The organism is Methyloversatilis discipulorum (genome assembly GCF_000527135.1).
In the GTDB taxonomy this organism is placed as follows: Bacteria; Pseudomonadota; Gammaproteobacteria; order Burkholderiales; family Rhodocyclaceae; genus Methyloversatilis; species Methyloversatilis discipulorum.
In genome coordinates this window covers 333087-356963 of the sequence record NZ_AZUP01000001.1, presented here as the reverse complement: position 1 = coordinate 356963, position 23877 = coordinate 333087, and the positions used below count along the sequence as shown (strand labels likewise).

General features: G+C 65.8%; 27 protein-coding genes. 8 read left to right on the top strand and 19 right to left on the bottom strand.

All coding sequences use genetic code 11. From position 1 onward, the window contains the following. Nucleotides 1–9: 9 nt before the first annotated feature. The 4 genes from METFAM1_RS0101625 (at nt 10) to fchA (ending at nt 3879) form a co-directional block, all read left to right on the top strand. Complete coding sequence (locus tag METFAM1_RS0101625; protein ID WP_029644281.1) at nt 10–1200, top strand: aminotransferase class V-fold PLP-dependent enzyme; 1191 nt, start codon at nt 10–12, stop codon at nt 1198–1200. A gap of 91 nt (nt 1201–1291) precedes the next feature. Next, nucleotides 1292–2242: a D-2-hydroxyacid dehydrogenase gene (locus tag METFAM1_RS0101620; protein WP_019917753.1), complete on the top strand. Its 951-nt coding sequence runs from the start codon at nt 1292–1294 to the stop codon at nt 2240–2242. Nucleotides 2243–2385: 143 nt separating this feature from the next. Then, complete coding sequence (locus tag METFAM1_RS0101615) at nt 2386–3246, top strand: NADP-dependent methylenetetrahydromethanopterin/methylenetetrahydrofolate dehydrogenase (RefSeq protein ID WP_019917752.1); 861 nt, start codon at nt 2386–2388, stop codon at nt 3244–3246. Between the two features lie 3 nt (nt 3247–3249). Beyond that, nucleotides 3250–3879: a methenyltetrahydrofolate cyclohydrolase gene (gene fchA, locus METFAM1_RS0101610; RefSeq protein WP_019917751.1), complete on the top strand. Its 630-nt coding sequence runs from the start codon at nt 3250–3252 to the stop codon at nt 3877–3879. Nucleotides 3880–3958: 79 nt separating this feature from the next. Here the strand turns inward: fchA and METFAM1_RS0101605 are convergent, their stop codons facing one another. The 5 genes from METFAM1_RS0101605 to METFAM1_RS0101585 form a co-directional block, all read right to left on the bottom strand. Further along, nucleotides 3959–5227 (bottom strand): PepSY-associated TM helix domain-containing protein, encoded by a 1269-nt coding sequence (locus tag METFAM1_RS0101605; protein WP_024300368.1) that lies wholly within the window; start codon nt 5225–5227, stop codon nt 3959–3961. Nucleotides 5228–5232: 5 nt separating this feature from the next. Then, nucleotides 5233–7605, bottom strand: a complete 2373-nt coding sequence (locus METFAM1_RS0101600; RefSeq protein ID WP_019917749.1) for a TonB-dependent siderophore receptor — start codon at nt 7603–7605, stop codon at nt 5233–5235. Between the two features lie 165 nt (nt 7606–7770). Beyond that, nucleotides 7771–8820 carry a FecR family protein gene (locus METFAM1_RS20050; protein WP_081627176.1) on the bottom strand — a complete coding sequence of 350 codons (1050 nt, stop codon included), beginning with the start codon at nt 8818–8820 and terminating at the stop codon, nt 7771–7773. Next, nucleotides 8817–9341: a sigma-70 family RNA polymerase sigma factor gene (locus METFAM1_RS0101590; RefSeq protein WP_019917747.1), complete on the bottom strand. Its 525-nt coding sequence runs from the start codon at nt 9339–9341 to the stop codon at nt 8817–8819. Before METFAM1_RS0101590 ends, METFAM1_RS20050 begins: the two co-directional genes overlap by 4 nt. A 126-nt stretch (nt 9342–9467) precedes the next feature. Then, nucleotides 9468–9734 carry a hypothetical protein gene (locus METFAM1_RS0101585; RefSeq protein WP_019917745.1) on the bottom strand — a complete coding sequence of 89 codons (267 nt, stop codon included), beginning with the start codon at nt 9732–9734 and terminating at the stop codon, nt 9468–9470. 141 nt (nt 9735–9875) lie between these two features. Here METFAM1_RS0101585 and METFAM1_RS0101580 point away from each other — a divergent pair, with 141 nt between their 5' ends. The 4 genes from METFAM1_RS0101580 (at nt 9876) to METFAM1_RS0101565 (ending at nt 11984) form a co-directional block, all read left to right on the top strand. Next, on the top strand, nt 9876–10406 hold the full coding sequence (locus METFAM1_RS0101580) for a gamma carbonic anhydrase family protein (protein ID WP_019917743.1): 531 nt from the start codon (nt 9876–9878) through the stop codon (nt 10404–10406). An 82-nt stretch (nt 10407–10488) separates the two neighbouring features. Next, the gene (locus METFAM1_RS0101575) at nt 10489–10698 is read left to right on the top strand and encodes a hypothetical protein (protein WP_019917740.1); all 210 of its coding nucleotides are present in this window, start codon (nt 10489–10491) and stop codon (nt 10696–10698) included. Between the two features lie 49 nt (nt 10699–10747). After that, the gene (locus METFAM1_RS0101570; protein ID WP_019917739.1) at nt 10748–11449 is read left to right on the top strand and encodes an SIMPL domain-containing protein; all 702 of its coding nucleotides are present in this window, start codon (nt 10748–10750) and stop codon (nt 11447–11449) included. Then, nucleotides 11436–11984, top strand: coding sequence for a C40 family peptidase (locus METFAM1_RS0101565; RefSeq protein WP_019917738.1), 549 nt, complete (start codon nt 11436–11438; stop codon nt 11982–11984). The genes METFAM1_RS0101570 and METFAM1_RS0101565 overlap by 14 nt, the downstream gene beginning before the upstream one ends. A gap of 30 nt (nt 11985–12014) precedes the next feature. Here the strand turns inward: METFAM1_RS0101565 and ftsB are convergent, their stop codons facing one another. From ftsB to cysE, 14 genes are all read right to left on the bottom strand, one after another. After that, entirely contained in the window at nt 12015–12302 is a 288-nt protein-coding gene (gene ftsB / locus METFAM1_RS0101560; RefSeq protein WP_019917737.1) for a cell division protein FtsB, read from the bottom strand. Nucleotides 12303–12320: 18 nt separating this feature from the next. Continuing rightward, nucleotides 12321–13607 carry a phosphopyruvate hydratase gene (gene eno, locus METFAM1_RS0101555; RefSeq protein ID WP_019917735.1) on the bottom strand — a complete coding sequence of 429 codons (1287 nt, stop codon included), beginning with the start codon at nt 13605–13607 and terminating at the stop codon, nt 12321–12323. A gap of 59 nt (nt 13608–13666) precedes the next feature. Then, nucleotides 13667–14509: a 3-deoxy-8-phosphooctulonate synthase gene (gene kdsA, locus METFAM1_RS0101550; RefSeq protein WP_019917732.1), complete on the bottom strand. Its 843-nt coding sequence runs from the start codon at nt 14507–14509 to the stop codon at nt 13667–13669. Between the two features lie 10 nt (nt 14510–14519). After that, entirely contained in the window at nt 14520–16199 is a 1680-nt protein-coding gene (locus METFAM1_RS0101545; RefSeq protein ID WP_019917731.1) for a CTP synthase, read from the bottom strand. Between the two features lie 144 nt (nt 16200–16343). Then, on the bottom strand, nt 16344–16538 hold the full coding sequence (gene iscX / locus METFAM1_RS0101540) for a Fe-S cluster assembly protein IscX (RefSeq protein ID WP_019917730.1): 195 nt from the start codon (nt 16536–16538) through the stop codon (nt 16344–16346). 5 nt (nt 16539–16543) lie between these two features. Further along, nucleotides 16544–16885, bottom strand: coding sequence for an ISC system 2Fe-2S type ferredoxin (gene fdx, locus METFAM1_RS0101535; RefSeq protein WP_019917729.1), 342 nt, complete (start codon nt 16883–16885; stop codon nt 16544–16546). A 22-nt stretch (nt 16886–16907) separates the two neighbouring features. Then, nucleotides 16908–18770 (bottom strand): Fe-S protein assembly chaperone HscA, encoded by a 1863-nt coding sequence (gene hscA / locus METFAM1_RS0101530; protein ID WP_019917727.1) that lies wholly within the window; start codon nt 18768–18770, stop codon nt 16908–16910. After that, complete coding sequence (gene hscB, locus METFAM1_RS0101525; protein ID WP_019917726.1) at nt 18770–19330, bottom strand: Fe-S protein assembly co-chaperone HscB; 561 nt, start codon at nt 19328–19330, stop codon at nt 18770–18772. The genes hscA and hscB overlap by 1 nt, the downstream gene beginning before the upstream one ends. Next, nucleotides 19323–19646, bottom strand: a complete 324-nt coding sequence (gene iscA / locus METFAM1_RS0101520) for an iron-sulfur cluster assembly protein IscA (protein WP_019917724.1) — start codon at nt 19644–19646, stop codon at nt 19323–19325. Before iscA ends, hscB begins: the two co-directional genes overlap by 8 nt. 11 nt (nt 19647–19657) lie before the next feature. Next, entirely contained in the window at nt 19658–20065 is a 408-nt protein-coding gene (iscU, locus tag METFAM1_RS0101515) for a Fe-S cluster assembly scaffold IscU (RefSeq protein WP_019917723.1), read from the bottom strand. Nucleotides 20066–20130: 65 nt separating this feature from the next. Next, on the bottom strand, nt 20131–21342 hold the full coding sequence (locus METFAM1_RS0101510; RefSeq protein WP_020647614.1) for an IscS subfamily cysteine desulfurase: 1212 nt from the start codon (nt 21340–21342) through the stop codon (nt 20131–20133). Nucleotides 21343–21375: 33 nt separating this feature from the next. Then, the gene (locus tag METFAM1_RS0101505) at nt 21376–22515 is read right to left on the bottom strand and encodes a cysteine desulfurase family protein (protein ID WP_019917720.1); all 1140 of its coding nucleotides are present in this window, start codon (nt 22513–22515) and stop codon (nt 21376–21378) included. 2 nt (nt 22516–22517) lie between these two features. Further along, nucleotides 22518–23000: a Fe-S cluster assembly transcriptional regulator IscR gene (gene iscR, locus METFAM1_RS0101500; protein ID WP_019917719.1), complete on the bottom strand. Its 483-nt coding sequence runs from the start codon at nt 22998–23000 to the stop codon at nt 22518–22520. Nucleotides 23001–23100: 100 nt separating this feature from the next. Beyond that, nucleotides 23101–23874 (bottom strand): serine O-acetyltransferase, encoded by a 774-nt coding sequence (cysE, locus tag METFAM1_RS0101495; RefSeq protein ID WP_019917718.1) that lies wholly within the window; start codon nt 23872–23874, stop codon nt 23101–23103. Nucleotides 23875–23877 lie beyond the last annotated feature (3 nt).

The following is a 23877-nucleotide window of genomic DNA, read 5'->3' as shown; positions in this document are numbered from 1 at the left end:
AGTTTCGCCATGTCTCGAATCGCCGGTCGTAACCATCTTTACGTGCCTGGTCCCACCAACACGCCGGAGCGCATCCTGCGCGCCATGGTCGTGCCGCAGGAAGACCACCGCTCGCCCAAGTTCCCGGAACTGGCGCTGTCGGTGCTGGCCGACCTGAAGAAGGTGTTCAAGACCACCGAAGGCACCATCTTCACCTTCCCGGCATCCGGTACCGGCATGTGGGAAGCGGCGCTGACCAACACGCTGTCGCCGGGCGACAAGGTGCTGTGCTCGCGCTTCGGCCAGTTCAGCCACCTGTGGGCCGACATGGCGCAGCGTCTGGGGTTCGAAGTCCAGGTGCTCGACGTCGAGTGGGGCACCGGCGTGCCTTACGACCAGTACGAAGAAATCCTGCGCGCCGACAAGGAGCACAAGATCAAGGCCGTGCTGGCCTGCCAGAACGAGACCGCCACCGGCGTGTCGAGCGACATCGCGAAGGTGCGCAAGGCGATGAACAACGCCAACCACCCGGCGCTGCTGATGGTCGATACCGTGTCGTCGCTGGTGTCGATCGACTTCCGCATGGACGAGTGGGGCGTCGATTGCACGGTGTCCGGTTCGCAGAAGGGCTTCATGCTGCCGGCCGGCATGGGCATCCTGGGCATGAGCCCGAAGGCGCTGAAGGCGATGGAAACCGCGACCTCGCGTCGCTGCTACTTCGACATCGGCGACATGCAGAAGAACAACGCCACCGGCTACTTCCCCTACACGCCGTCGATCCCGATGCTGTACGGCATGCGTGAAGCGCTGAACACCATTTTCGAGGAAGGCTTGGAGAACATCTTCGCCCGCCACGAATACCTGGCCAACGGCGTCCGCGCCGCCGTCCAGGAAGGCTGGAAGCTGAACCTGTGCGCCAAGGCACCGGAGTGGTACTCGAACACCGTCAGCGCCATTCTGGTGCCGGAAGGTTTCGACGCCGCCAAGGTGATCAGCAACGCCTACAACAAGTACAACCTGTCGCTGGGCGCCGGCCTGTCGAAGGTTGCCGGCAAGGTGTTCCGCATCGGTCACCTCGGCGACCTGAACGCGCTGTCGCTGATGAGCGCGATCGCCGGTGCCGAAATGTCGATGCTGGACAACGGCATCAACGTCACCCCGGGTTCGGGCGTGGCGGCTGCCTCGACCTACTGGCGCACGAACGCTCCGCAGGCGAAGTAATATTGCGGCGGCCCGCTCCGGCGGGCCTGCGTGTCTGCTGCTCGGCCGGGTTCGCCCGGCCTTTTACATCCATAGAACAGAAGGAAGAGACATGTCGCACCACGTTGTGTTTCTCGACCGCTCCACGCTGAAGGCCAATGTCCGTCGTCCGTCCTTCGACCACACCTGGGCCGAGTACGACACCACCGCCCCGGACCAGATCGTCGAACGTCTGAAGGACGCCACCGTCGCCATCACCAACAAGGTGCCGCTGCGCGGCGACGTGCTGGCCCAGCTGCCGAACCTGAAGATGATCGGCGTGGCCGCCACCGGCTACGACGTGATCGACGTGCCGGCCTGCCGCGAGCGCGGCATCGTCGTGTCGAACATCCGCAACTACGCGGTGCACACCGTGCCGGAACACGCGTTCGCGCTGATCCTGGCCCTGCGCCGCAGCATCATCGCGTACCGCCAGGACGTCGAGCGCGGCCGCTGGCAGGAAGTGGACCAGTTCTGCTTCTTCGACCACCCGATCTACGACCTCTTCGACAGCACCATCGGCATCTTCGGTGAAGGCGTGCTCGGTCAGGGTACGGCCAAGATCGCCCGCGGCTTCGGCATGAAGGTGCTGTTCGCCGACCACCCGGGCCCGAAGGCGCCGGGCGTGGAATTCACGCCGGTCGAGGACGTGCTGGCCCAGTCCGACATCATCTCCCTGCACTGCCCGCTGACGCCGGAAAGCCGGAACATGTTCAGCATGGAGCAGTTCAAGAAGATGAAGCGCAGCGCCATCCTGATCAACACCGCCCGCGGCGGCCTGGTGCACGAGGAAGACCTGGTGACCGCGCTGAAGGAAGGCATCATCGGCGGCGCCGGTTTCGACGTACTGACCAAGGAACCGCCGAAGGAAGGCAACCCGCTGCTCGACCTGCGCCTGCCCAACTTCATCCTGACCCCGCACGTGGCCTGGGCCTCGGACGGCGCGATGCAGTTCCTGGCTGACCAGCTGATCGACAATGTCGAAGCCTACGTCAAGGGCAGCCCGGTCAACACCGTGACCTGAAATGAAACAGCCCCCTTACTCGCTACGCTCGTTTCCCCCCGAGGGGGACGTCAGTTCCTTCGGAACGGCCGTGCGGGACTGACATGAATCCGCCGGCTGTGCGGCCGGCGGTCTACCCTCTTTCAGACCTCCGAGACATCACAATGAAAAAACTGCTTTACCAATTCGATACCGATGAACATCCGTCGGTGTTCGACAGCGTCGTGTGCCACGACGGCGGCGCGGACCACGTGATCGGTTACGGCGGCGTGCATCCGCACAACGTCGGCGCCATGGTCGACGGCGCGATCTTCACCCGCGCACCGAAGGACAAGAAGAACACCGCCATCTTCATCGGCGGCAGCAACATGGCCGAAGGCGAGACGCTGTTCAAGGCGGTCAAGAAGAAGTTCTTCTCGAACTTCCGCGTGTCGGTGATGCTGGACTCGAACGGCTCCAATACCACCGCGGCAGCCTGCGTTGCCTGGCTGGCGCACAGCGGTTCGCTGAAGGGCAAGAAGGCAGTGATCCTCGGCGGCACCGGCCCGGTGGGCACGCGCGCTGCCGTGATGCTGGCCAGCGAGGGCGCCTCGGTGACGCTGGTGTCGCGCAAGATCGCCACCGCCGAAGAAGCGGCCAAGCAGCTCAAGGCCAACTTCAACCTCGACGTCGGCGTCGCCGAAGCGGCTGACAACGACGCCCGCGGCCGTGCCATCGAAGGCGCGAACGTGGTGATCGCCACCGGCGCCGGCGGCATCCAGCTGCTGGAAGAGCGTCACTGGAAGGACAACCCGACGCTTGAAATGATTGCCGACGCCAACGCGACGCCGCCGCTGGGCATCGAAGGCGTGGACATGATGGACAAGGGCGTGGTCAAGCACGGCAAGATCGTGTTCGGCGCCATTGGCTTCGGCGCGCTGAAGATCGCGCTGCAGCGCGCCTGCGTCGGCAAGCTGTTCGAAAGCAACGACATTTCGCTCGACGCGTCGGAAATCTACGCGATGGCGAAGACCATGGTGGGCTGAGCCATGACGATGATCAAGGACAAGCCGGTCACCACCTTCCTCGACGAGCTCGCCTCCAGCGCGCCGACCCCGGGCGGCGGCAGTGCCGCGGCCATCATGGGCGGCATGGGTGCGGCGCTGGTCAGCATGGTGTGCAACCTGACCATCGGCAAGAAAGCCTACGTCGAAGTCGAAGGCGAAATGAAGGATCTGCTGGCCAAGGCAGAAGCACTGCGCGCCCAGCTGACCGACTTCATCCGCGCCGACGTCGAAGCCTTCGACGGCCTGATGGCCGCCTACGGTCTGCCGAAGGACACCGACGAGCAGAAGGCCGCCCGTTCGGCCGCGATCCAGGACGGTCTGAAGAAGGCCACCGACGCACCGCTGGCCTGCGCCCGCGCCTGCGCCGACGTGATCGCGCTGTCGCTGGTCGCCGCCGAGAAGGGCAACAAGAACGTCGTGTCGGACGCCGGTGTGGCCGCCCTGGCCGCCGTCGCCGCGCTGCGCTCGGCAGCACTGAACGTCGACATCAACGTGCCCAGCATCAAGGACGCCGATTTCGCCGCTTCGCGCCGTGCCGAAACCGACGCCCTGCTGGCCAAGTGGGTGGCCGAGGCTGACCGTGTCGTCGAGGTCGTGAAGAGCAAGCTCTGATCCGCCTGCTCCGCATCTCAAGGGCGCCTGCGGGCGCCCTTTTTTCTTTCCCGTCTCAGTGCCGCCCCGGACGCACCGCTCACTTCGCCGGCACCATCGCACTCTGCCCCGCCCGCTCCTTCGCCACCCGGCCGCGCCGCTTGTACCACCACACGTACACGCCCGTCACCGACAGCCCTGCCACCACCAGTCCGAGCGCGGAAATCGCGATGCGACCGGGCAGCCCCAGGATGCGGCCGGAATGCAACGGGAACTGCGCGTGCACGAAAAGATCGGCTGCGGTGCCTGTCCAGGGAACCATGTGACCCAGCGCCTCGCCGGTCAGACCATCGACCCAGACGCGCGGATGCCCTGCGCCGCCCGCACCGTGTCCGTCTTCCGGCTGGAAGAAAGACACGGTGTAGATGCCGTACATGCGGTTGTACGACACGCTTCCCGGCGCATGCGGCCAGCCGGCCGCCACCGCTTCGGTGCGCCCGGCAGCGATCGCCTGCGCGAATCCGATTGCGGGCACGACCGGTTCCAGCAGCGGCGCCGGCGTGCGTTGCTGGAACGGTGTGGGCGTCACGTCGGACACGCGGGACATGACCGGCAGGAACACCTCGCGGTACAGGTTCAGCGAAAATGCCGTGAAGGCCACGATGAACAGCAGTCCCCAGGTCCACAGGCTGCCCGCACGATGCAGGTCGAAATTCAGACGGTAGCTACCGCCGCCCGGACGCACCGTCCATGCCGGCCGCCAGCGCTGCCAGAAGCTGCGCCGCGTGCTCCCGGCCACCGCTGCCGTTGCGCGCTGACGCGCCGGCAGCGTGAGGTAGGCCCCGGTAAAACAGTCCAGCGTCCAGATGAGTGCGATGACGCCCATGAGCCAGATGCCCCACCGGTTGCTGCCCCACATCGCCGGCACGTGCAGGCTGTAGTGCAGCTTGTAGAGGAAGGACACCACGTTCTCGCGCGACAGTGGCCATACGGCGCCCCACTCGCGCCGCCCCAGCTCCTCGCCGGACGAAGGATGGACGAACACCTGGTTGAAGCCCGGTTCGTGCAACCGGCCGTGTGCCCGATCGACGCGCGGCGCCACACCGAAGCCCCAGCTATGGCCGGCTTCCGACACCAGCGGGACATAGGTCACCTGCACTGTCGGATGACGGGCTTCGATGTCCGCGGCGAGTTGCAGGGGATCGCGTACGGCCCCCGCCCCCTGCGCTTCGAGCAGATGCGGGTTCAGCCATTCGTCCAGTTCGTGATCCCAGGAAATGATGGCGCCGGTCAGGCCGGCCACCACCAGGAAGCCGGCCATGAGCAGGCCGGCCCAGCGATGCAGCAACACCCACCACCGGCGGTTCATCGCGCTCACCAGCGGTAGGCCGCGGTCACGGTGGCGCGCCGTTCCTGCCCGTAGAAGCAGGCATAGGTGCACACCGCGTAGCGCTTGTCGAACAGGTTCTCGACATTCATCGCGAGCTGCCAGTGACGGTCGAGCCGGTAGTCGATCCGCGCGTCGGTCACCGTATAGGAGGGCACCACATAGGTATTGGCGTTGTTCTCCGTATCTCCGAAATAGCGCATGCCCGCGCCCACACCCAGTCCCGGCATGCGCTCGCCGAAGCGGTAGTCGGCCCACAGCGAGGCCATGTGGCGCGGCACGCCGCCCGGCCGTTCGCCCTCGTTGCCGGTGTTGCTGCGCGTGATTTCCGCGTCCGTGTAGGTGTAGGCAGCGATGACGCTCAACTGCCGGTTCAGGTGGGCGCGCGCCTCCAGTTCCAGACCGCGCGAACGCACCTCGCCCTGCTGGATGCTGAAGCCGGGATTCGCCAGGTCGGTGGTGGTGACATTTCGCCGTGTCAGGTCATAGACGGCCGCGGTGAAGCTGGTGCGTGTGCCGGGCGGCGCCACCTTCACGCCGATCTCGTACTGTTCGCCCGTGGTCGGCTCGAACGAGCGCCCGCTCACGTCCTGGCCATTGGTCGGCTCGAACGATTCCGAATAGCTCAGGTACGGCGCCACGCCGTTGTCGAACAGATAGACCAGACCAGCGCGTCCGGTCAGCGCACTGTCGTCGTAACTATCGGTGCGCACGCTGTTGAGGTGATTGCGCAGATAGCCGTCGACGCGGTCGTAACGGCCCCCCAGCAGCAGCACCCAGCGCTGGTCGAACTTGATGTGGTCCTGCAGGTAGAAGCCGGTCTGGCGCGTGTGCTCTTCGTTGTCGATCGCGGCATTCGTCGACATTGTGACCGGAGCGCCGTACACCGGCGCATACAGGTCGAGCGCCGCCACCGTGCCGTTGTACTGCAGACGTTCGAAGCGTGCCTTCGTGTAATCGACGCCGGCCACCACCGTGTGTTCAGTGTTACCGATACGGCCCTTGATCTGTACCTGGTTGTCCAGACTCCAGCTGCGGTTCTGGTCGGTCCGGTGATAGGCGCCCCGGCTCACTGTGCGCTGAGCCACGTCGAGCGCACCGATCCAGATGTCGCCGTAGCGGCTCTCGGAATCGAAGTAGATGAAGTTCTGGCGCAGTTCGATCTGTTCGTTGATGCGATGGCTCAGCAGATAGCCCAGCATGTGGTTGCGGCTGTCGAACCCGTTAAAGCCCGGTTCGCCGACGAAGCGGCTGCGTGAAATGCGTCCGCTCGCCGTCTTCGTGAGCACGCCTTCGCGCGGCAGACCATAGACATAGGTGGTGTCGTTGTGCTGCCAGTTCGCGAGTAGGGTGAGCGAAGTATCCGTATCAGGCCGCCAGGTCAGGGCCCCGGACAGGAAATCGCGATCGTCATCGACGTGATCGATCATGGTGTCGCTGCGCCGGCTCAGGCCGGTCAGCCGGTAGGTCCATTCGCTGCCCTCGTCGATGGTTCCCCCGAGGTCGGCGGCCACCTGGGCCCGCCCGTAGGTATCCGTGCGCAGCTGGATCTCCCGCACCATGTCAGCCGCCGGCAGCTTGCTCACCATGTTCACCACACCGCCCGGCGCGGTCGAGCCATACAGCACGGATGCCGGTCCGCGCAGCACTTCGATGCGTTCCAGCCCGTAGGGCTCGGCCACCCCGGCGAACACATTGCGCGACAGCTTGGCGCCATTCAGGTACATGGGCGCCGAACCGGTCACGTTGAATCCGCGCATCTGCATGCCGTCGCTGGTCGTGCTGTTGGCGTCGCCCGTCAGGCCGTGCACGCCAGGCGTGTATTGCAGGGCCTGCACCAAGGTCTGTGCGTTCTGCGTTTCCATCTGCTCGCGCGTCACCACCGACACCGACTGCGGCACCTCCTGCAGCGGAACATCGGTCTTGGTCGCAGTCAGGCTGCGCCGCGCCACATAGCCATCGACCGGCCCCAGCGCAGTCTCCCCCACGGACGCAGCATTGACCGCCACGCTGGGCAAGGTCGGCACAGCTGATTCGTCGGTCCGCGCCGGCTGCACAACGACGGCGCGACCGCGCACCACGGCCGCCAGGCCACTGCCGGCAAGAATCCGGTCCAGCGCCTGCTGCGGGGTGAGTCGTCCGCTCACCGCCGGCGCACGCTTTCCGCTCACCAGGCTGGAGTCGACCATCAACTGCAGATCGGCCTGTGCAGCCAGCGCATTCAGCGCCGGGCCGAGCGCCTGCGCCGGAATGTGGAAATCGAGGGCGGCCGGCGCTTCGGCAGCAGCCAGGGACGGGACAGCAGCGGACAGGGCCAGCGCGAAGGACAGGATGGCCGGGGCCGGATACAGCAACGACATGATGTGGATGCTCCGTGTGTTCGATAGATGAAAGAAGGTCTCTATCGAAGAAGACGGATCAGTCGCTCACATCCACACCTCAATAAGAAAAATTCTTGTTCGCAATTGGAGTCGCTATGGCGACATCGCGGCCGAAACACGGATGCAGGTGCGGTGTCCGGCATCTCAGCGATCGCGCGCTCCGTCCGCCACCAGCACCTGGGTCGAGCCACGCGTCACCACCTTGAGCGGCAGCGCCTCCACCAGCGCACGCCGGAAATCGGCCAGACGCTGCACGCGGAAGCTGCCGTCGATGCGCAGTGCCGCCACGTCCGCATCCTCCACCACCAGCCCGGTGGGTCCGTAGCGTTCGAATTCAGCGAGCGCCGCGGCAATCGGTGTGGCGACGAAATTGAGGCGCCCCTCCCGCCAGGCCGCATCCGCCGATACGAGCCGATCGACGGCGTCGGGCCAGCGACCCCGCTCGATCAGCACGGTGTCGCCTGCAGCCAGCCGCAAGGGCGCGGTCACGGGCATGGTCGTCCGCTCGACGAGCACGCTGCCGTGCTCGACCATGATCCGCGTGGCGCCGGCATCAAGGCCAGTGCGGGTGTGGCGCACCGAAAAACGCGTGCCGGTCACCGTCACTTGCACGTCCCCCGCAATCACGCGCAACGGCCGTGCAGCATCCTGTTGCACGTCGAGGCGGAGCTGCCCTTCGTCCAGCCGGACCTCGCGTCCGGCATTGTCAAAGCGGACCTGCACGCCGGTGGCTGTATCGAGATCAAGCACGCTGCCATCGGGCAGCGCCACCGACGTAACCAGGCCACGCGTGGTCGCGAAACGCTGTTCGAACACCGAGGGCGCCGACCATGGCAACAGCAGTTTCAGCCCGGCCACCAACATGAGTACCGCGCACAATCCGGCCAGCAGCGGCCCGTATGCGACAAGGCGACGCCGCACAGGCGCGGGCGTCGCTGCCGACGGCGGACGCCGGAACGCACGCACCACCTCGTCCGGCAAGGCGAGCAGATCGGCGTGCGTCGCCTCGATCTGCCGCCAAGCGGCGCGATGATCCGGGTGTTCGGCAAGCCAGGCGCGATGGGCGGCGTCGACTGCCGGCCCGTGTTCGCGCCGGCGCACCACCCAGCGTGCCGCCTCAAGGGCGGCCGCATCCGTACAGCTATCCCCCGCGGTCCGGGACCGCTCCCGGGGCATGTCATGATCGGCGCTCATTCCCTGTCCTGCCCGTCTGGATGACCGGTGCCGTCGTGCAGTGCGCTGCGGCAGGCACGGCAGGCCATCAGTCCGCGCACGATGTGCTTCTCGACCATGCTGCGTGAAATGCCCATGCGACGTGCGATCTCGGATTGAGGGAGGCCGTCGTAAAGATGCATGACGAAAGCCTCGCGCGTGCGCGGCGACAGCGACTCGATGGTGCGCACATAGGCACGGGCGGCCTGGGTGGCCGCGCACAGCTGTTCCGGTTCGTCCTGCTGCGGTGCCGGTGGCAGGTCGGCTTCGGCCAGCGCGTCGAGTGCATCGTGATCGCGCACGCGAACGGCGCGGTGCCGGTCGACCAGCAGATTGCGTGCAATACGGTAGAGCAGCGCGCGCGGGTCGGCGATGGCCTTGCCACCGCGCGCCATGGTGAGCACCCGCACATAGCTCTCCTGAGCCAGATCCGCGGCGTCTTCTCGGCTGGCAACCTTCTGCGCCAGAAACTTCAGCAGTTCTCTGTAATGGGATTCGAACACGGGCGGTACGGAACGATGCAGCTTCCGCACGCCGACCCGTGGCCTGGCGTTGGCTGGGGCGTGTCAGCGCATGAGAAATAGTGGAATGTTTCTCATTCTCTCACACTCGATCACCCGTCCGCGCCCTTACTGCTGCGCCTGGATCTGCGCCTGCACCCGGTTCAGCCATTCGCGCATCGTTGCCAGCAGTTCGCCCTGGCTGAACGAACAGCTTTCTCCCGAAAACAGCCGCGCCGATTCGAGCCGCATCAGCAGGCCGTCGAGTACTTCGCGCCACTTGGCCGGTAGCGTCGCATCGTCCACACCATGGCGACGCCAGGTGGCGATCAGCGCATCCATGTCGATGCGCCCTGCTTCGAAATCGGCCAGTGAACGGCCCAGTGCTTCGTTCATCGCTATCCTTTCCCATGTCGGAACACGCGTTCCCGCGGCCTGCCGCTTGCGCCGGTACCAAGGCATGCGCGTACAATCGCGACCCTGGTTGCATTGCACAATAATTCGCCCGACCGACGGTCGCGGCAGCCGGGAGTCCGCATGAGTCTGTACGCCCTCGACGGCAAGACACCTGTCGTCCATTCCAGCACCTGGATCGCACCCAGCGCGAGCATCATCGGCGACGCCGAACTGAAGGCGGACACCAGCGTGTGGTTCGGTGCGGTCATCCGCGCCGACAACGACCACATTTCGATCGGCGAGCGCTCGAATGTACAGGATGGCGCGGTGCTGCACATCGACGACGGCGTGCCACTGACCATAGGCAGCGACGTCACCATCGGCCACCACGCGATGCTGCACGGCTGCACCGTCGGCGACGGCTCGCTGGTCGGCATCCACGCCGTCATCCTCAACCGCGTGGTGATCGGCCGCAACTGCCTGATCGGCGCCAATGCGCTGATTCCGGAGGGCCGCGTCATCCCTGACCGTTCCCTGGTCCTCGGTTCGCCCGGCCGCGTGGTGCGCCAGCTCACCGACGAAGAGGTCGAAGGGCTGATGCGCAGCGCCGCCGGCTACGTCGAGAAATCGCGCCTGTACCGTGACAGTCTGCAGGCCGTCCCCCGGGTCTGATGACCTTGGGGACTGACGTACCCTTCAGCCCGGCGCGCAGGCGGTCGTTATCCCGGTGAACCACCGACATCGGGAGACCGCAATGACCCAGCGCACCCACTTCTTCTTCACCGGCGCCCACGTGCTGCCGGCCGTCATGCTGGCCGCCAACGGCGAAACCACCGTGATGGCGGTGCTCACCTATCTGGCGCTGCTCGGCGTCGCACTGCTGTCGGCGATGGGCGAGGAGCACGCCCGCGTGCCGGTGCGCATCAAGGCCGACGAAGAGCGGGACATCCACCGTCGCCGCTGAAATCCCCGGCCGCTATACTCCCGTCGTCATGACGATTGCGGGAGTACAAATGAAATACCCCCTCTGGCTGCTGCTTGCAGCCTGCGTGTCCGGCGCGAATGCGGCCGAACCGTCTGCCGCGCGGCGCGAAGGCATCGTGGTCGACCTGAACGCCGAAGCGTCCCGTCTCGCCCAGAACGACCTCGCGCGCGCCCAGGCCTACATCGAACTGGGCGACACCACACCCGGCCCGCTGGCGAAGAAGGTGAACGCGGCGATGCAGGCCGCACTCGCCACGACCAAGCCCTATTCCAGCGTGAAGGTGCGTAGCGGCAACACCTCGACCTATCCGGTCTACAGCAAGAACGGCCGCACCATCGAAAGCTGGCGCATGCGCTCGGAACTGCTGCTGGAATCGAAGGACCAGGCGGCGCTGTCCGAACTGCTGGGCAAGCTGCAGACGCAGCTGGCGGTCGGCCAGCTGACGCTGGAACCGAGCGAGGACACCGCGCGCGAAGCCGAGAACGCCGCCATCGGCGATGCCATCGCCGCCTTCAACGCACGCGCGAAGATCGTCGCCGCCTCGCTCGGCGGCAACTGGCGCGTGCTGCACATGAATGTGAACAACACCTCCGGCATGCCGCCGCCGCGCCCGCTGATGCGCAGCAAGGTGGCGATGGCCGAAGCGGCGATGGCCGACATGCCGGTCGAGGCCGGCGAGTCGCGCGTCAGCGTGAACATCAGCGGACAGATCGAGATTGACCGCAAGTAAGCGCGCCTTCGCCTTTACTGCCGCGCTGCTGCTGGCGGGCTGCGGCACGCTGCCGCCACCGGCAGCGGAGGCACCGGCCGCACCGCAGCCGCCGGCTCCGCAAGCGCCGGCGCCCGCACCGACCACGGCGCTGCAACTGGCCGACGACTCCCACGCGCAGGACGCGGTCATCTACGCGCTCGGGCTGATCGGCAACCAGTATCGCTTCGGCGGTCGCAACCCGGACAGCGGGCTGGACTGCAGCGGCATGGTGAGCTGGATATTCGAGCAGGTGGCCGGGATCCGCCTGCCGCACAACGCGGCGCAGATCGCCCGCCTGGCGCGCCCGGTCGATCGCGCGTCGCTGCAGCCGGGTGATCTGGTGTTCTTCAACACCAGCGGCAAGCCGCATTCGCACATGGGTATCTACGCCGGCGAAGGGCGCTTCATCCACGCGCCGAGCACACGTGGCAAGTACGTACGCACCGACGCGCTGGACAGCGGCTGGTTCGCAGCGCGCATCAGCGGGCTGCGCACGCTGCGCCGCGACGTCTGAACGAAATCCGGAGAGACTGCCTGACGGACGTCAGGGCTTGTTGCTGCGTGGCACCTGCACGAACACCTCGCCCGGCTTGACCAGGCCCAGTTCGATCCGTGCGCGCTCCTCGACCGCATCGAAGCCGGTCTTCAGGTCTTTCACATCCGCTTCGAGCGCGACGTTGCGCGCTTCGAGCCGGGTGTTGAGCTCGCGCTGCGCTTCCAGCGCACGCTCGGCTTCCCATGCCTGCAGCCACCCGCCCTTGCCGAGCCAGAGCGGGTACTGCAGCGCGGCGATTAGCGCCACCAGCAACAAGGACGGCCAGTGGCGGACCATGATCGCCGACCTGCCCGCTTACTTGCGCAGGTTGTAGAACGCCGAAGCGCCCGGGTACCACGCGGTATCGCCGAGGTCTTCTTCGATGCGCAGCAGCTGGTTGTACTTGGCGATACGGTCGGAGCGGCTCAGCGAACCGGTCTTGATCTGCATCGCGTTCAGGCCGACCGCGATGTCAGCGATGGTGCTGTCCTCGGTTTCGCCCGAGCGGTGCGAAATGACGGCGGTGTAGCTCGCGCGCTTGGCCATCTCGACGGCGGCGAAGGTTTCGGTCAGCGTGCCGATCTGGTTGATCTTGATCAGGATGGAGTTGGCGATGCCGCGGGCGATGCCTTCTTTCAGGATCTTGGTGTTGGTGACGAACAGGTCGTCACCGACGATCTGCACGCGGCTGCCCAGGCGCTCGGTCAGCAGCTTCCAGCCGTCCCAGTCGTTCTCCGCCATGCCGTCTTCGATGCTGACGATGGGGAACTTGTCGGCCAGCGTGGCGAGGTAGTCGACCAGCTGGGCCGATTCCATCGTCAGGCCAGCGCCTTCGAGGTGGTACTTGCCGTCCTTGTAGAACTCGGAGGCGGCGCAGTCCAGCGCCAGCACGAGGTCGCGGCCCGGCTCGTAGCCGGCGGCCGAGGCGGCGTCGAGAATCATGTTCAGCGCTTCTTCGGCGCTGCCGACATTGGGCGCGAAACCGCCTTCGTCACCGACCGTGGTCGGGTAACCCTTCTTGTCGGTGAGCTTCTTCAGCGCGTGGAACACTTCTGCGCCCATGCGCAGCGCTTCGCGGAAGCTGGTCACGCCGACCGGCATGATCATGCATTCCTGGAAATCCAGGCTGTTGTTGGCGTGCGCGCCGCCGTTGATCACGTTCATCATCGGCACCGGCATGGCCATGCCACCCGAGCCGCCGAAGTAGCGGTACAGCGGCAGGCCGGCTTCTTCGGCCGCCGCCTTGGCCACCGCCATCGACACCGCCAGCGTGGCGTTGGCGCCGAGACGCGACTTGTTTTCGGTGCCGTCGAGCTCGATCAGGGTCTTGTCGATGAAGGCCTGCTCTTCGGCGTCGAGGCCGATGATGGCTTCCGAAATTTCGGTATTGACGTTCTCGACCGCGGCCAGAACGCCCTTGCCGAGATAGCGGTCCTTGTCGCCGTCGCGCAGCTCGATGGCTTCACGCGAACCGGTCGAGGCGCCGGACGGCACGGCGGCGCGGCCCATGATGCCCGACTCGAGCAGCACGTCCGCTTCAACGGTGGGATTGCCGCGCGAATCCAGTATCTCGCGCGCGACGACATCGACGATTGCACTCATGGTCGCTCCAGGTCCTCAGTAAATTTATTGAATTCGAATTTTGATCGTGTCCCGCACCATCAGGCGAAGGCGGATTCGAGGAATCCGTGCTTCTTCGTGACGGCGTCGAGGTCGCGCAGCTGGGTCAGCAGCGCTTCCATCATCGGCAGCGGCCAGGCATTGGGGCCGTCCGACATCGCCTTCTCGGGATTCGGGTGGCTTTCCATGAACAGGCCGGCGATACCCACGGCTACGGCGGCGCGCGCCAGCACCGGCACGAACTCGCGCTGCCCCCCCGAAGTGCTGCCCTGCCCGCCTGGCAGCTGTACCGAATGCGTCGCGTCGAACACGACCGGGCAATCGGTGTTGCGCATGATGGCCAGCGAACGCATGTCGGACACGAGGTTGTTGTAGCCGAAGGAGGCGCCGCGCTCGCACACCATGATGGTGTCAGCGCCGCCGTTCGCTTCCTTCGCCTTGTCGACCACGTTCTTCATGTCGCCCGGCGCCATGAACTGGCCCTTCTTGATGTTCACCGGCTTGCCGGTCGCGGCGCAGGCGTGAATGAAGTCGGTCTGGCGGCACAGGAAGGCCGGCGTCTGCAGCACATCGACGTACTGCGCAACGATGGGCGCCTCTTCGGCGGTGTGCACGTCGGTCAGCACCGGCACGTTCAGCTCGCGCTTCACGTCGGCCAGGATTTCCAGGCCCTTTTCCATGCCGGGACCGCGATAGCTCTTGCCCGAGCTGCGGTTGGCCTTGTCGAACGACGACTTGTAGATGAAAGGAATGCCCAGACGGGTGGTGATTTCCTTCAGCTTGCCGGCGGTATCGAAAGCCATTTCGCGCGACTCGATCACGCAAGGGCCGGCGATCAGGAAGAAGGGTTTGTCGAGGCCGACGTCGAATCCGCACAGTTTCATGGCGATCTCCTTAGCCCGTCACCTTGCGCACGGACCGCTTGACCGCGCCGCGCGCGTCCTGGCGGGCGATTGCCGCGCGGGCGAAGGCGGAGAACAGCGGGTGGCCGGCGCGCGGCGTCGAGGTGAATTCGGGGTGGAACTGGCAGGCGACGAACCACGGGTGGTCCGGCAGTTCGATCATTTCGCACAGCGGGTCGGTCGCGTCCTGCGAACGGCCGGACACGCGCAGGCCCACCTTTTCGAGCTGGGCCAGATACTGGTTGTTCACCTCGTAACGGTGACGATGGCGCTCGACGATGGTCGCGGCGCCGTAGATGTCGCGCGCCAGGCTGCCTTCGGTCAGATTGCAGTTCTGGCCGCCCAGACGCATGGTGCCGCCGATGTCCGACGACTCGTCGCGACGCTCGAGCTTGCCCTCGGCGCTCATCCACTCGGTGATCAGGCCGATCACCGGGTGCGGCGCGTCGCGCTCGAATTCGGTGCTGTGCGCACCGGTCAGGCCGGCCACGTTGCGGGCGTATTCGACCACGGCCAGCTGCATGCCCAGACAGATGCCCAGATAGGGCACGCCGTTCTCGCGGGCGTAGCGGATGGCGGCGATCTTGCCCTCGACACCGCGACGACCGAAGCCACCAGGCACCAGGATGGCGTCCATCGGGTCGAGCAGCGCACGACCGCCGTCGCTGGCGCGCTCGATCGCCTCCGAATCGATGTAATGGATGTTGATGCGCGAACGGGTGTGGATGCCGGCGTGCACCAGCGCTTCCGACAGCGACTTGTAGGACTCGGTCAGGTCGACGTACTTGCCGACGAAGGCGATGTCCACGTCGCGCTCCGGATGCTCCAGCGCGTCAATCAGTCGCGTCCACGCGCTCAGGTCCGCAGCGCGGGCCAGGATGTTCAGCTTGTGACAGACGATCTCGTCCAGCATCTGGTTGTGCAGCATGGCCGGGATCTTGTAGATGCTGTCGGCGTCGGTGACCGAAATGACGGCTTCCGGCAACACGTTGGTGAACAGCGCGATCTTGCGGCGTTCGTCGTCCGGCACCACGCGGTCGGAGCGGCACAGCAGGATGTCCGGCTGGATACCGATCTCGCGCAGTTCCTTGACCGAGTGCTGGGTCGGCTTGGTCTTCAGTTCGCCGGCGGTGGCGATGTAAGGCACCAGCGTCAGGTGCATGAAGCAGGTGTTGCCGCGGCCCTCTTCGATACCCATCTGGCGGATCGCTTCGAGGAAGGGCAGCGACTCGATGTCGCCCACCGTGCCGCCGACCTCGACGATGGCCACGTCGGCACCTTCGGCGCCGCGCTTCACATAGGCCTTGATCTCGTCGGTGATGTGCGGGATGACCTGCACCGTCTTGCCCAGATACTCGCCGCGGCGCTCCTTCTTGATCACCGACTCGTAGATCTGGCCGGTCGTGAAGTTGTTGCGCTTGCCCATCTTGGCGCTGGTGAAGCGCTCGTAATGGCCGAGATCGAGATCGGTTTCCGCCCCGTCTTCGGTGACGAAGACCTCACCGTGCTGAAACGGGCTCATCGTGCCCGGATCGACGTTGATGTAGGGGTCGAGCTTGAGGTGGGTGACACGGATGGAGCGCGACTCGAGAATCGCGCCCAGCGAGGCGGCTGCAATGCCCTTGCCGAGCGAGGACACCACGCCACCGGTGACGAATACGTACTTGGTCATGTATTGCGCTGCAGCGGGAAATGCGCAGTTTACCGGAAAAGCGGCGGCCCTTGAACACCGCGGCGCGCTGACCAGGGCAGTTGCCGGCGACGCGGCGCCCTCTTTTCCGCCCTTCCCGCTCCCCTTGCAACGCTCAGCGATGCATCAATCCGCTTCGTCTATCCAGGCGAGCTGTATGGCTTCCAGAATCTTTTCGCCGCAGCGGCTCTGCTCGTCGTCGAAACCGGGCAGCGCCATCACCCACTCCATCAGGTCGGTGAAGCGCACGTACTGCGGATCGACGTCGGGCCGCGCCTCGGTCAGCGCAATCGCGATCTCGCGTGAATCGGTCCATTTCATCGCTGTTACCTCTTTCCTTCGCTGACCATGTTGATGGTGTATTTCGGAATCTCGACCACCAGCGGCGTGCCGGCCACCGCGGCCTGACAGGACAGGCGCGAGTTCGGCTCCAGGCCCCAGGCCTTGTCGAGCAGATCCTCCTCCAGTTCCTCTGCGGCTTCGAGGCTGTTGAAGCCCTCGCGCACGACGACGTGGCAGGTGGTGCAGGCGCAGGACTTCTCGCAGGCGTGCTCGATCTCGACGCCGTTGGCGAGCAGCGCGTCGCAGATGGTGGTGCCGGGGGCGGCTTCGATCACTGCGCCGTCGGGGCACAGTTCGACATGGGGCAGAACAACGATCTGGGTCATGCGGGTCTCGGAATTCGGTTGCTTACAGTGATTCGACGCTGCGGCCGGCCAGCGCACGCTGGATGCTGCGGTTCATGCGACGCGCGGCGAACTCGTCGGTACCGCGGCCCAAGGCGTCGATCGCCTTCTTGATGGCGGAGGTGTCCTCGCCAGCGGCGGCGTTCGCCAGGTCGACCAATACCGCGTCGATCGCGGCGCGTTCGGCCGGATCGAGCAGATCGCCGTCGGCGGCCAGCGCAGCGCGCGTCGCCTCGCCGAGGCGCTGCGCCTCGACGCGCTGTTCGGCCAACGCACGCGCACTCATGTCTTCCTGCGCGTGCTCGAAGCCCTCGCGCAGCATGCGGGTGACTTCGTCGTCGCCCAGACCATAGCTGGGCTTGACCTCGATGCGCGCCTCAATGCCGGTGCCCATCTCGCGCGCAGACACGCTGAGCAGCCCGTCGGCATCGACCTGGAAGCTCACGCGTATGCGCGCCGCACCGGCCACCATGGGCGGAATGCCGCGCAGTTCGAAGCGGGCCAGCGAACGGCAGTCGGACACGCGCTCGCGTTCGCCCTGCACGACGTGGATGGCCATCGCCGTCTGGCCGTCCTTGAAGGTGGTGAATTCCTGCGCGCGCGCGGTCGGAATCGTCGAATTGCGCGGAATGATCTTCTCGACCAGCCCGCCCATCGTCTCCAGCCCGAGCGACAGCGGGATCACGTCGAGCAGCAGCCAGTCCTCGTCGGCGCTGCGGTTGCCCGCGAGCACATTGGCCTGGATGGCAGCGCCGATGGCGACCACCTTGTCCGGGTCGAGATTGGTCAGCGGCTCCTGACCGAAGAACTCGCCCACCGCACGCTGCACGTGCGGCATGCGGGTGGCGCCGCCAACCATCACGACGCCCTTGACCTCTTCCGGCGACAGGCCGGCGTCGCGCAAGGCCTTGCGGGTCGGCGCCAAGGTCTTCTCGACCAGCTTCTTCGTCATGTCGGCGAAGGCGTCGCGCGTCAGCGTGACGTCGATCTCATCGCCTCCCGACAGTTTGAGACCGATATGCACGGAGTCCTGCGCGCTGAGCACTTCCTTGGCACGACGCGCTTCCATGTACAGCGTGCGCATGTCCTCCAGCCCCGGCGGGCCGATGCGCGAAGCTTCGATCAGCCAGCAATAAACGCGATGGTCGAAATCGTCACCGCCAAGTGCTGCGTCACCACTGGTCGCCAGCACTTCGAACACACCGCGCGACAGCTTGAGGATCGAAATGTCGAAGGTACCGCCGCCGAGGTCATAAACCGCGTAGATGCCCTCGGAAGCGTTATCGAGCCCGTAGGCGATGGCGGCGGCGGTCGGCTCGTTCAGCAGGCGCAGCACTTCGAGGCCGGCCACGCGGGCCGCATCCTTGGTCGCCTGGCGCTGGGCGTCGTCGAAATAGGCGGGCACGGTGATGACGGCGCCCGTCAGCGGACCGCCCAGACTGGCTTCGGCACGCTCGCGCAGCGTACGCAGGATGTCGGCCGATACCTCGACCGGGCTTTTCGCGCCCTGCGCGGTACGCAGGCGCACCATGCCCGGCGCGTCCTCGAACACATAGGGCATGGATTCGACGTGCGCGACGTCGGCCAGACCGCGCCCCATGAAGCGCTTGACCGAGGCGATGGTGTTGCGCGGGTCCTGCGCCTGCGCCGCCTGCGCGGCATGACCGACGACGGTGCGACCGTCGGCAAAATAGCGCACGACCGACGGCAGCAGCGCGCGGCCCTTGTCGTCGTTCAGCACCACCGGCACGCTGTTACGCACGGTGGCGACCAGTGAATTCGTGGTGCCCAGATCTATGCCCACAGCCAGCCGGTGCTGGTGCGGCGCGGTGGATTCGCCGGGTTCGGCGATCTGCAGCAGGGCCATCAGTTTTCCAGTGTTTCGTGTGCCTCGGCGATGTCCTCGCCGAGCTTCGCGATGAACATCATGCGACGCACGGTGGCGGCCGCCGCAGCCTTGTCGTGGTCGACATCTAGCTGGCGGGCCAGCAGCGTTTCGGCATCGCGGCGCGCCTGACGGAGGTTGCGCGCCAGTGCGTCCAGCGCATCGACGTCGCGCGCGTCGCGCGCCTCGTCCAGCGCCTCGCGCCATTCCATCTGCTGCATCAGGAAGTCGGCCGGCATGGCCGTATTGTTCTCGGCACCGACGTCGATGCCTTCCAGCTCGAGCAGGTAGCGCGCCCGCGACAGCGACGATCGCAGCAGCCGGTAACCTTCGTTAATGCGCGTGGCCCACTGCATCGACAGCCGGCGCTCCTGTTCCGCACGGTGCGCGTGGCGGTCAGGGTGCGCCGCCGACTGCAGCTCGTGGTAACGCGACTCGAGCGCGCGTTCGTCGATCTCGAAGCGGCGCGGCAGACCGAACAGCGCGAAGTGGTCGCGGCTGAACAGGTCGGCTTCGGGCAGCAGGCCGGCGGACTCAGACATTGAAGCTTTCGCCGCAGCCGCACTCGTCCTTGACGTTGGGGTTGTTGAACTTGAACCCCTCGTTCAGGCCTTCGCGCACGAAGTCCAGTTCGGTCCCTTCGAGGTAGGGCAGGCTTTTCGGGTCGATCAGCACCTTGACGCCATGGCTCTCGAACACCAGATCGTCCGCCGCGAGATCGTCCGCGAATTCAAGCTTGTAAGCCATACCGGAACACCCGCTGGTGCGCACGCCCAGGCGCAGGCCGACGCCGCGACCGCGCTTGGCGATGTAGTTGGCGACGTGTTTCGCCGCCTTTTCGCTCAGTGTGACACCCATGTCGTGCTCCTTCAGGCTGCGTCGGACTCCGGCGCCACTGCGCCGTGCTTCTTGCGGTAATCCTCGACCGCCGCCTTGATCGCGTCTTCGGCGAGGATGGAGCAGTGGATCTTCACCGGCGGCAGCGCCAGTTCCTCGGCGATGGCGGTGTTCTTGATCTCCATCGCCTGGTCGAGTGTCTTGCCCTTGACCCATTCGGTCACCAGCGAACTCGACGCGATGGCCGAGCCGCAGCCGTAGGTCTTGAACTTGGCGTCCTCGATGATGCCGTCCGCACCGACCTTGATCTGCAGCTTCATCACGTCGCCGCAGGCCGGCGCACCGACCATGCCGGTGCCGACGTCGTCGTCTTCCTTGCCGAAGGAGCCGACGTTGCGGGGGTTCTCGTAGTGGTCGAGCAGTTTGTCGCTATAGGCCATGTCTTTCTCCTTGTCTTCCTGTCTGTCCCTGATGCGCCCGATGGCGCATCGTCAGTGGTCTGTGCTCAGTGATGAGCCCACTGCACGGTATTCAGATCCACGCCGTCCTGCACCATTTCCCACAGCGGCGACAGCTCGCGCAGCTTGCCGATCTTGCGGTGGAGCAGATCGATGGTGAAGTCGACTTCCTCTTCGGTGGTGAAGCGGCCGATCGAGAAGCGGATCGAGCTGTGCGCCAGTTCGTCTTCGCGACCGAGGGCGCGCAGCACATAGGACGGCTCCAGGCTGGCAGAGGTACAGGCCGAGCCGGAGGACACCGCCACTTCCTTGATCGCCATGATCAGCGACTCGCCCTCGACGTAGGCGAAGCTGATGTTCAGGTTGTGCGGCACGCGCGCTTCAAGGTCGCCGTTCACATAGGTCGCCTCGATGTCCTGCAGGCCCTTGAGCAGACGGTCGCGCAGCATGCGCACGCGCTCGTTCTCGGCGCCCATTTCCTCGCGCGCGATGCGGAAGGCCTCGCCCATGCCGACGATCTGGTGCGTCGCCAGCGTGCCCGAACGCAGGCCGCGTTCGTGACCACCGCCATGCATCTGCGCTTCCAGGCGGATGCGCGGCTTGCGGCGGACGTACAGCGCGCCGATGCCCTTCGGGCCGTAGGTCTTGTGCGCCGAGAAGCTCATCAGGTCGACCTTGAGCTTGTCGAGGTCGATCGCCACCTTGCCGGTCGCTTGTGCGGCGTCGACGTGGAAGATGATGCCCTTCTCGCGGCAGATCTCGCCGATCTCGGCGATCGGCTGGATGACGCCAATCTCGTTGTTCACGAACATGATGGACACCAGCACCGTGTCCGGACGCAGCGCTGCGCGGAACACGTCGAGATCGACCAGACCGTTGTCCTGCGGATCGAGATAGGTCGCCTCGAAGCCTTCGCGCTCCAGTTCGCGGAAGGTGTCGAGCACCGCCTTGTGTTCGGTGCGCATCGTGATGATGTGCTTGCCCTTGCCCGAGTAGAAATGTGCCGCGCCCTTGATGGCGAGGTTGTTCGATTCGGTCGCGCCCGAGGTCCAGACGATTTCCTTCGGGTCGGCATTGACCAGCTTGGCCACCTGCTCGCGCGCTTCCTCGACCGCGGCTTCCGCTTCCCAGCCGTAGGCATGGCTGCGCGAAGCCGGGTTGCCGAAGTGTTCGGTCAGCCAGGGAATCATCTTGGCCGCCACGCGCGGATCCACCGGCGTGGTCGCCGAGTAGTCGAGGTAGATCGGGAATTTCAGCATGTCATCGGCTCCATCAGGTCCTTGTTTACTTCATCACGCCGCAGCCATCGCCCGCAGACCACGGAGCTCGTCCGCGACCCGCGTCAGCGCGCTGCAAAAATCATCTACTTCCTGCATCGTCGTCGCCGCACCGACGCTCACCCGCACCGCGCCACGTGCAAGGTCCGCCTCGACGCCCATCGCCGTCAGCGTGCGCGACGGCTCGGGCGACGCGCTGGAACAGGCAGCCCCGCTGGCCACCGCAAAACCGGCACGGTCGAGCTTGCCGACCAGGGTTTCGCCGTCGATGCCGGCGAGCGCGAAATAGCAGGTGTTGGGCAGGCGATCGGCCTGCGCGCCGAACACGACGCCACCGAGTGCTGCCACGCAGCCTTCGATGCGCGCACGCTGCGCCTGCATCACGTCGCGGCGGTCGCCGAGCGCGGCAACCGCCTGTTCGCAGGCCACACCGAAACCGACGATGGCCGCAATGTTCTCGGTGCCCGAGCGCAGACCGCGCTCATGGCCACCTCCGGCAATCAGCGGTTCGATATCGACCCGCTTGTCCAGCACCAGCGCACCAGCACCCTGCGGGCCACCAATCTTGTGCGCCGACAGCGTCATCGCCGCCACGCCAAGTGCGCGGAAATCCAGTTCCACCTTGCCCAGCGCCTGTACGGCGTCGCTGTGCAGCCAGGCACCACTGCGCTTGGCCGCCGCTGCGAAGGCCGGAATGTCCTGCAGCACGCCGGTTTCGTTGTTGGCCGCCATGACCGACACCAGCGCCGCACGCGGGTCGAGCGTATCGACCAGTACCCTGCCCTGCGTGTCGGCCGCGATGCCGGCCAGCTCCCAGCCACCGCGCACGAGCTGGCGCGCCGGTTCGCGCACGCACGGGTGCTCGATCGCCGACACTGCGATCACGCCTGGCTTCATCCGGGCGGCCGCGCCCTTGATGAACAGGTTGTTCGCTTCCGAACCACCGCTGGTGAATACCACCTCGGTCGGATGCGCCTTCACGGCGGCCGCCACCTGCGCCCGTGCGTCGTCAATCGCACGGCGGGCTGCGCGGCCGTACTCGTGGCGGCTCGACGCATTGCCGAAGCGCACGCCCAGCCAGGGCAGCATCGCCTCGCGCACCGCGTCGAGCAGCGGCGTGCTGGCGTTGTGGTCGAGGTAGACCGGCGCAAACATGATCAGGCCTGCACGCTCGCCGGCTCGGTCGAACAGGTGCGCGGCGCGTGGTCGTGCAGCACCACCTTGTGACTGTTGCGCTCGCGCTGCTGCACCATCAGATCGTGCAGATTGATCGAGTCGAGATAATCGAACATGTGACGACTGAGGTTGGACCACAGGTCGTGCGTCATGCAGCGGTGCTCGTCCAGACAGTTTTCCTTGCCGCCGCACTGGGTCGCGTCGAGCGGTTCATCCACCGCGATGATGATCTGCGCCACCGAAATCGTGCGCGCGTCACGCGCCAGACAGTAGCCACCGCCCGGGCCGCGCACGCTGGCCACCAGTTCCTGGCGGCGCAGCTTGCCAAACAGCTGTTCGAGGTAGGACAGGCTGATGCGCTGGCGCTCGGCCACGCCGGACAGCGTGACCGGACCGTTTTCCTGCCGCAGGGCGAGGTCAAGCATCGCAGTGACTGCGAAGCGTCCTTTGGTGGTCAGTCTCATCGCGTGGGCTCCTGAAATCAGCCGGGACATCGGCAAACCGGAAGACTCCGGTTCTATTCCCGATCATTTCAGTCGACTTTATAATTCCCGACAAGTTCAGTCAACAATTCGTACGGATCTTGTCCAGATCGACGTGCGAGTGGTCGGCCATTTCCTCCTTGGCCTCGTCGTCGAGCTGGATGCCCGCGCGCTCCAGCTTCTGCAGCAGGCACTCGATGCGGCGATCGCTTTCCAGCGCGTGGTCGACCAGCGCAGTGAGCGCCTTGGCCATCGGATCTTCCATGTCGCGGGTGACGCCGTAGGCAGTGAAGCCGGCCTGTTCGGCTCGCCGCTTCTTCTCGTCCTCGACCCCGGGTGCGGTCGCCTCGATGATGCGCGCCGGGTTGCCGACCGCGGTGGCGCCGGCCGGCACCGGTTTTACCACCACTGCGCAGGAACCGATCTTGGCGCCGTCGCCAACGTCGAAACCGCCCAGCACCTGCGCACCAGCACCGATGACAACCCCCCGGCCCAGGGTCGGATGGCGCTTGGCGCCGCGGTAAAGCGAGGTTCCGCCAAGCGTAACGCCCTGATAGATCGTGCATTCGTCGCCCACCACGGCGGTTTCACCGATCACCACGCCCATGCCGTGATCGATGAATACGCGACGCCCCATGGTCGCACCCGGGTGGATCTCGATGCCGGTCAGCACGCGGCCGATGTGCGACAGGAAGCGGCCGAGCCACAGAAAACCGCGGCGCCAGCAGGCGTTGGCCATGCGATGGATGAACAGCGCGTGGATGCCCGGATAGCAGGTCAGCACTTCGAAGGCGGAGCGGGCGGCCGGGTCACGGTCGAGCACGCTGGCAACGTCTTCGCGCAGGCGTTGGAACATCGT

Excerpts from the sequence above, each read along its gene's own strand:
- METFAM1_RS0101620 (WP_019917753.1), top strand. The coding sequence starts at position 1,292 with ATGTCGCACCACGTTGTGTTTCTCGACCGCTCCACGCTGAAGGCCAAT.
- hscA (WP_019917727.1), bottom strand. The coding sequence starts at position 18,770 with ATGGCCCTGCTGCAGATCGCCGAACCCGGCGAATCCACCGCGCCGCAC.
- ftsB (WP_019917737.1), bottom strand. The coding sequence starts at position 12,302 with ATGGTCCGCCACTGGCCGTCCTTGTTGCTGGTGGCGCTAATCGCCGCG.
- eno (WP_019917735.1), bottom strand. The coding sequence starts at position 13,607 with ATGAGTGCAATCGTCGATGTCGTCGCGCGCGAGATACTGGATTCGCGC.
- METFAM1_RS0101580 (WP_019917743.1), top strand. The coding sequence starts at position 9,876 with ATGAGTCTGTACGCCCTCGACGGCAAGACACCTGTCGTCCATTCCAGC.
- fdx (WP_019917729.1), bottom strand. The coding sequence starts at position 16,885 with ATGACCCAGATCGTTGTTCTGCCCCATGTCGAACTGTGCCCCGACGGC.
- METFAM1_RS0101505 (WP_019917720.1), bottom strand. The coding sequence starts at position 22,515 with ATGTTTGCGCCGGTCTACCTCGACCACAACGCCAGCACGCCGCTGCTC.
- METFAM1_RS0101510 (WP_020647614.1), bottom strand. The coding sequence starts at position 21,342 with ATGCTGAAATTCCCGATCTACCTCGACTACTCGGCGACCACGCCGGTG.
- METFAM1_RS0101575 (WP_019917740.1), top strand. The coding sequence starts at position 10,489 with ATGACCCAGCGCACCCACTTCTTCTTCACCGGCGCCCACGTGCTGCCG.
- METFAM1_RS20050 (WP_081627176.1), bottom strand. The coding sequence starts at position 8,820 with ATGAGCGCCGATCATGACATGCCCCGGGAGCGGTCCCGGACCGCGGGG.
- iscU (WP_019917723.1), bottom strand. The coding sequence starts at position 20,065 with ATGGCCTATAGCGACAAACTGCTCGACCACTACGAGAACCCCCGCAAC.
- METFAM1_RS0101605 (WP_024300368.1), bottom strand. The coding sequence starts at position 5,227 with ATGAACCGCCGGTGGTGGGTGTTGCTGCATCGCTGGGCCGGCCTGCTC.
- iscR (WP_019917719.1), bottom strand. The coding sequence starts at position 23,000 with ATGAGACTGACCACCAAAGGACGCTTCGCAGTCACTGCGATGCTTGAC.
- METFAM1_RS0101545 (WP_019917731.1), bottom strand. The coding sequence starts at position 16,199 with ATGACCAAGTACGTATTCGTCACCGGTGGCGTGGTGTCCTCGCTCGGC.
- iscX (WP_019917730.1), bottom strand. The coding sequence starts at position 16,538 with ATGAAATGGACCGATTCACGCGAGATCGCGATTGCGCTGACCGAGGCG.
- fchA (WP_019917751.1), top strand. The coding sequence starts at position 3,250 with ATGACGATGATCAAGGACAAGCCGGTCACCACCTTCCTCGACGAGCTC.
- cysE (WP_019917718.1), bottom strand. The coding sequence starts at position 23,874 with ATGTTCCAACGCCTGCGCGAAGACGTTGCCAGCGTGCTCGACCGTGAC.
- METFAM1_RS0101625 (WP_029644281.1), top strand. The coding sequence starts at position 10 with ATGTCTCGAATCGCCGGTCGTAACCATCTTTACGTGCCTGGTCCCACC.
- METFAM1_RS0101570 (WP_019917739.1), top strand. The coding sequence starts at position 10,748 with ATGAAATACCCCCTCTGGCTGCTGCTTGCAGCCTGCGTGTCCGGCGCG.
- hscB (WP_019917726.1), bottom strand. The coding sequence starts at position 19,330 with ATGTCTGAGTCCGCCGGCCTGCTGCCCGAAGCCGACCTGTTCAGCCGC.
- METFAM1_RS0101600 (WP_019917749.1), bottom strand. The coding sequence starts at position 7,605 with ATGTCGTTGCTGTATCCGGCCCCGGCCATCCTGTCCTTCGCGCTGGCC.
- METFAM1_RS0101615 (WP_019917752.1), top strand. The coding sequence starts at position 2,386 with ATGAAAAAACTGCTTTACCAATTCGATACCGATGAACATCCGTCGGTG.
- kdsA (WP_019917732.1), bottom strand. The coding sequence starts at position 14,509 with ATGAAACTGTGCGGATTCGACGTCGGCCTCGACAAACCCTTCTTCCTG.
- iscA (WP_019917724.1), bottom strand. The coding sequence starts at position 19,646 with ATGGGTGTCACACTGAGCGAAAAGGCGGCGAAACACGTCGCCAACTAC.
- METFAM1_RS0101585 (WP_019917745.1), bottom strand. The coding sequence starts at position 9,734 with ATGAACGAAGCACTGGGCCGTTCACTGGCCGATTTCGAAGCAGGGCGC.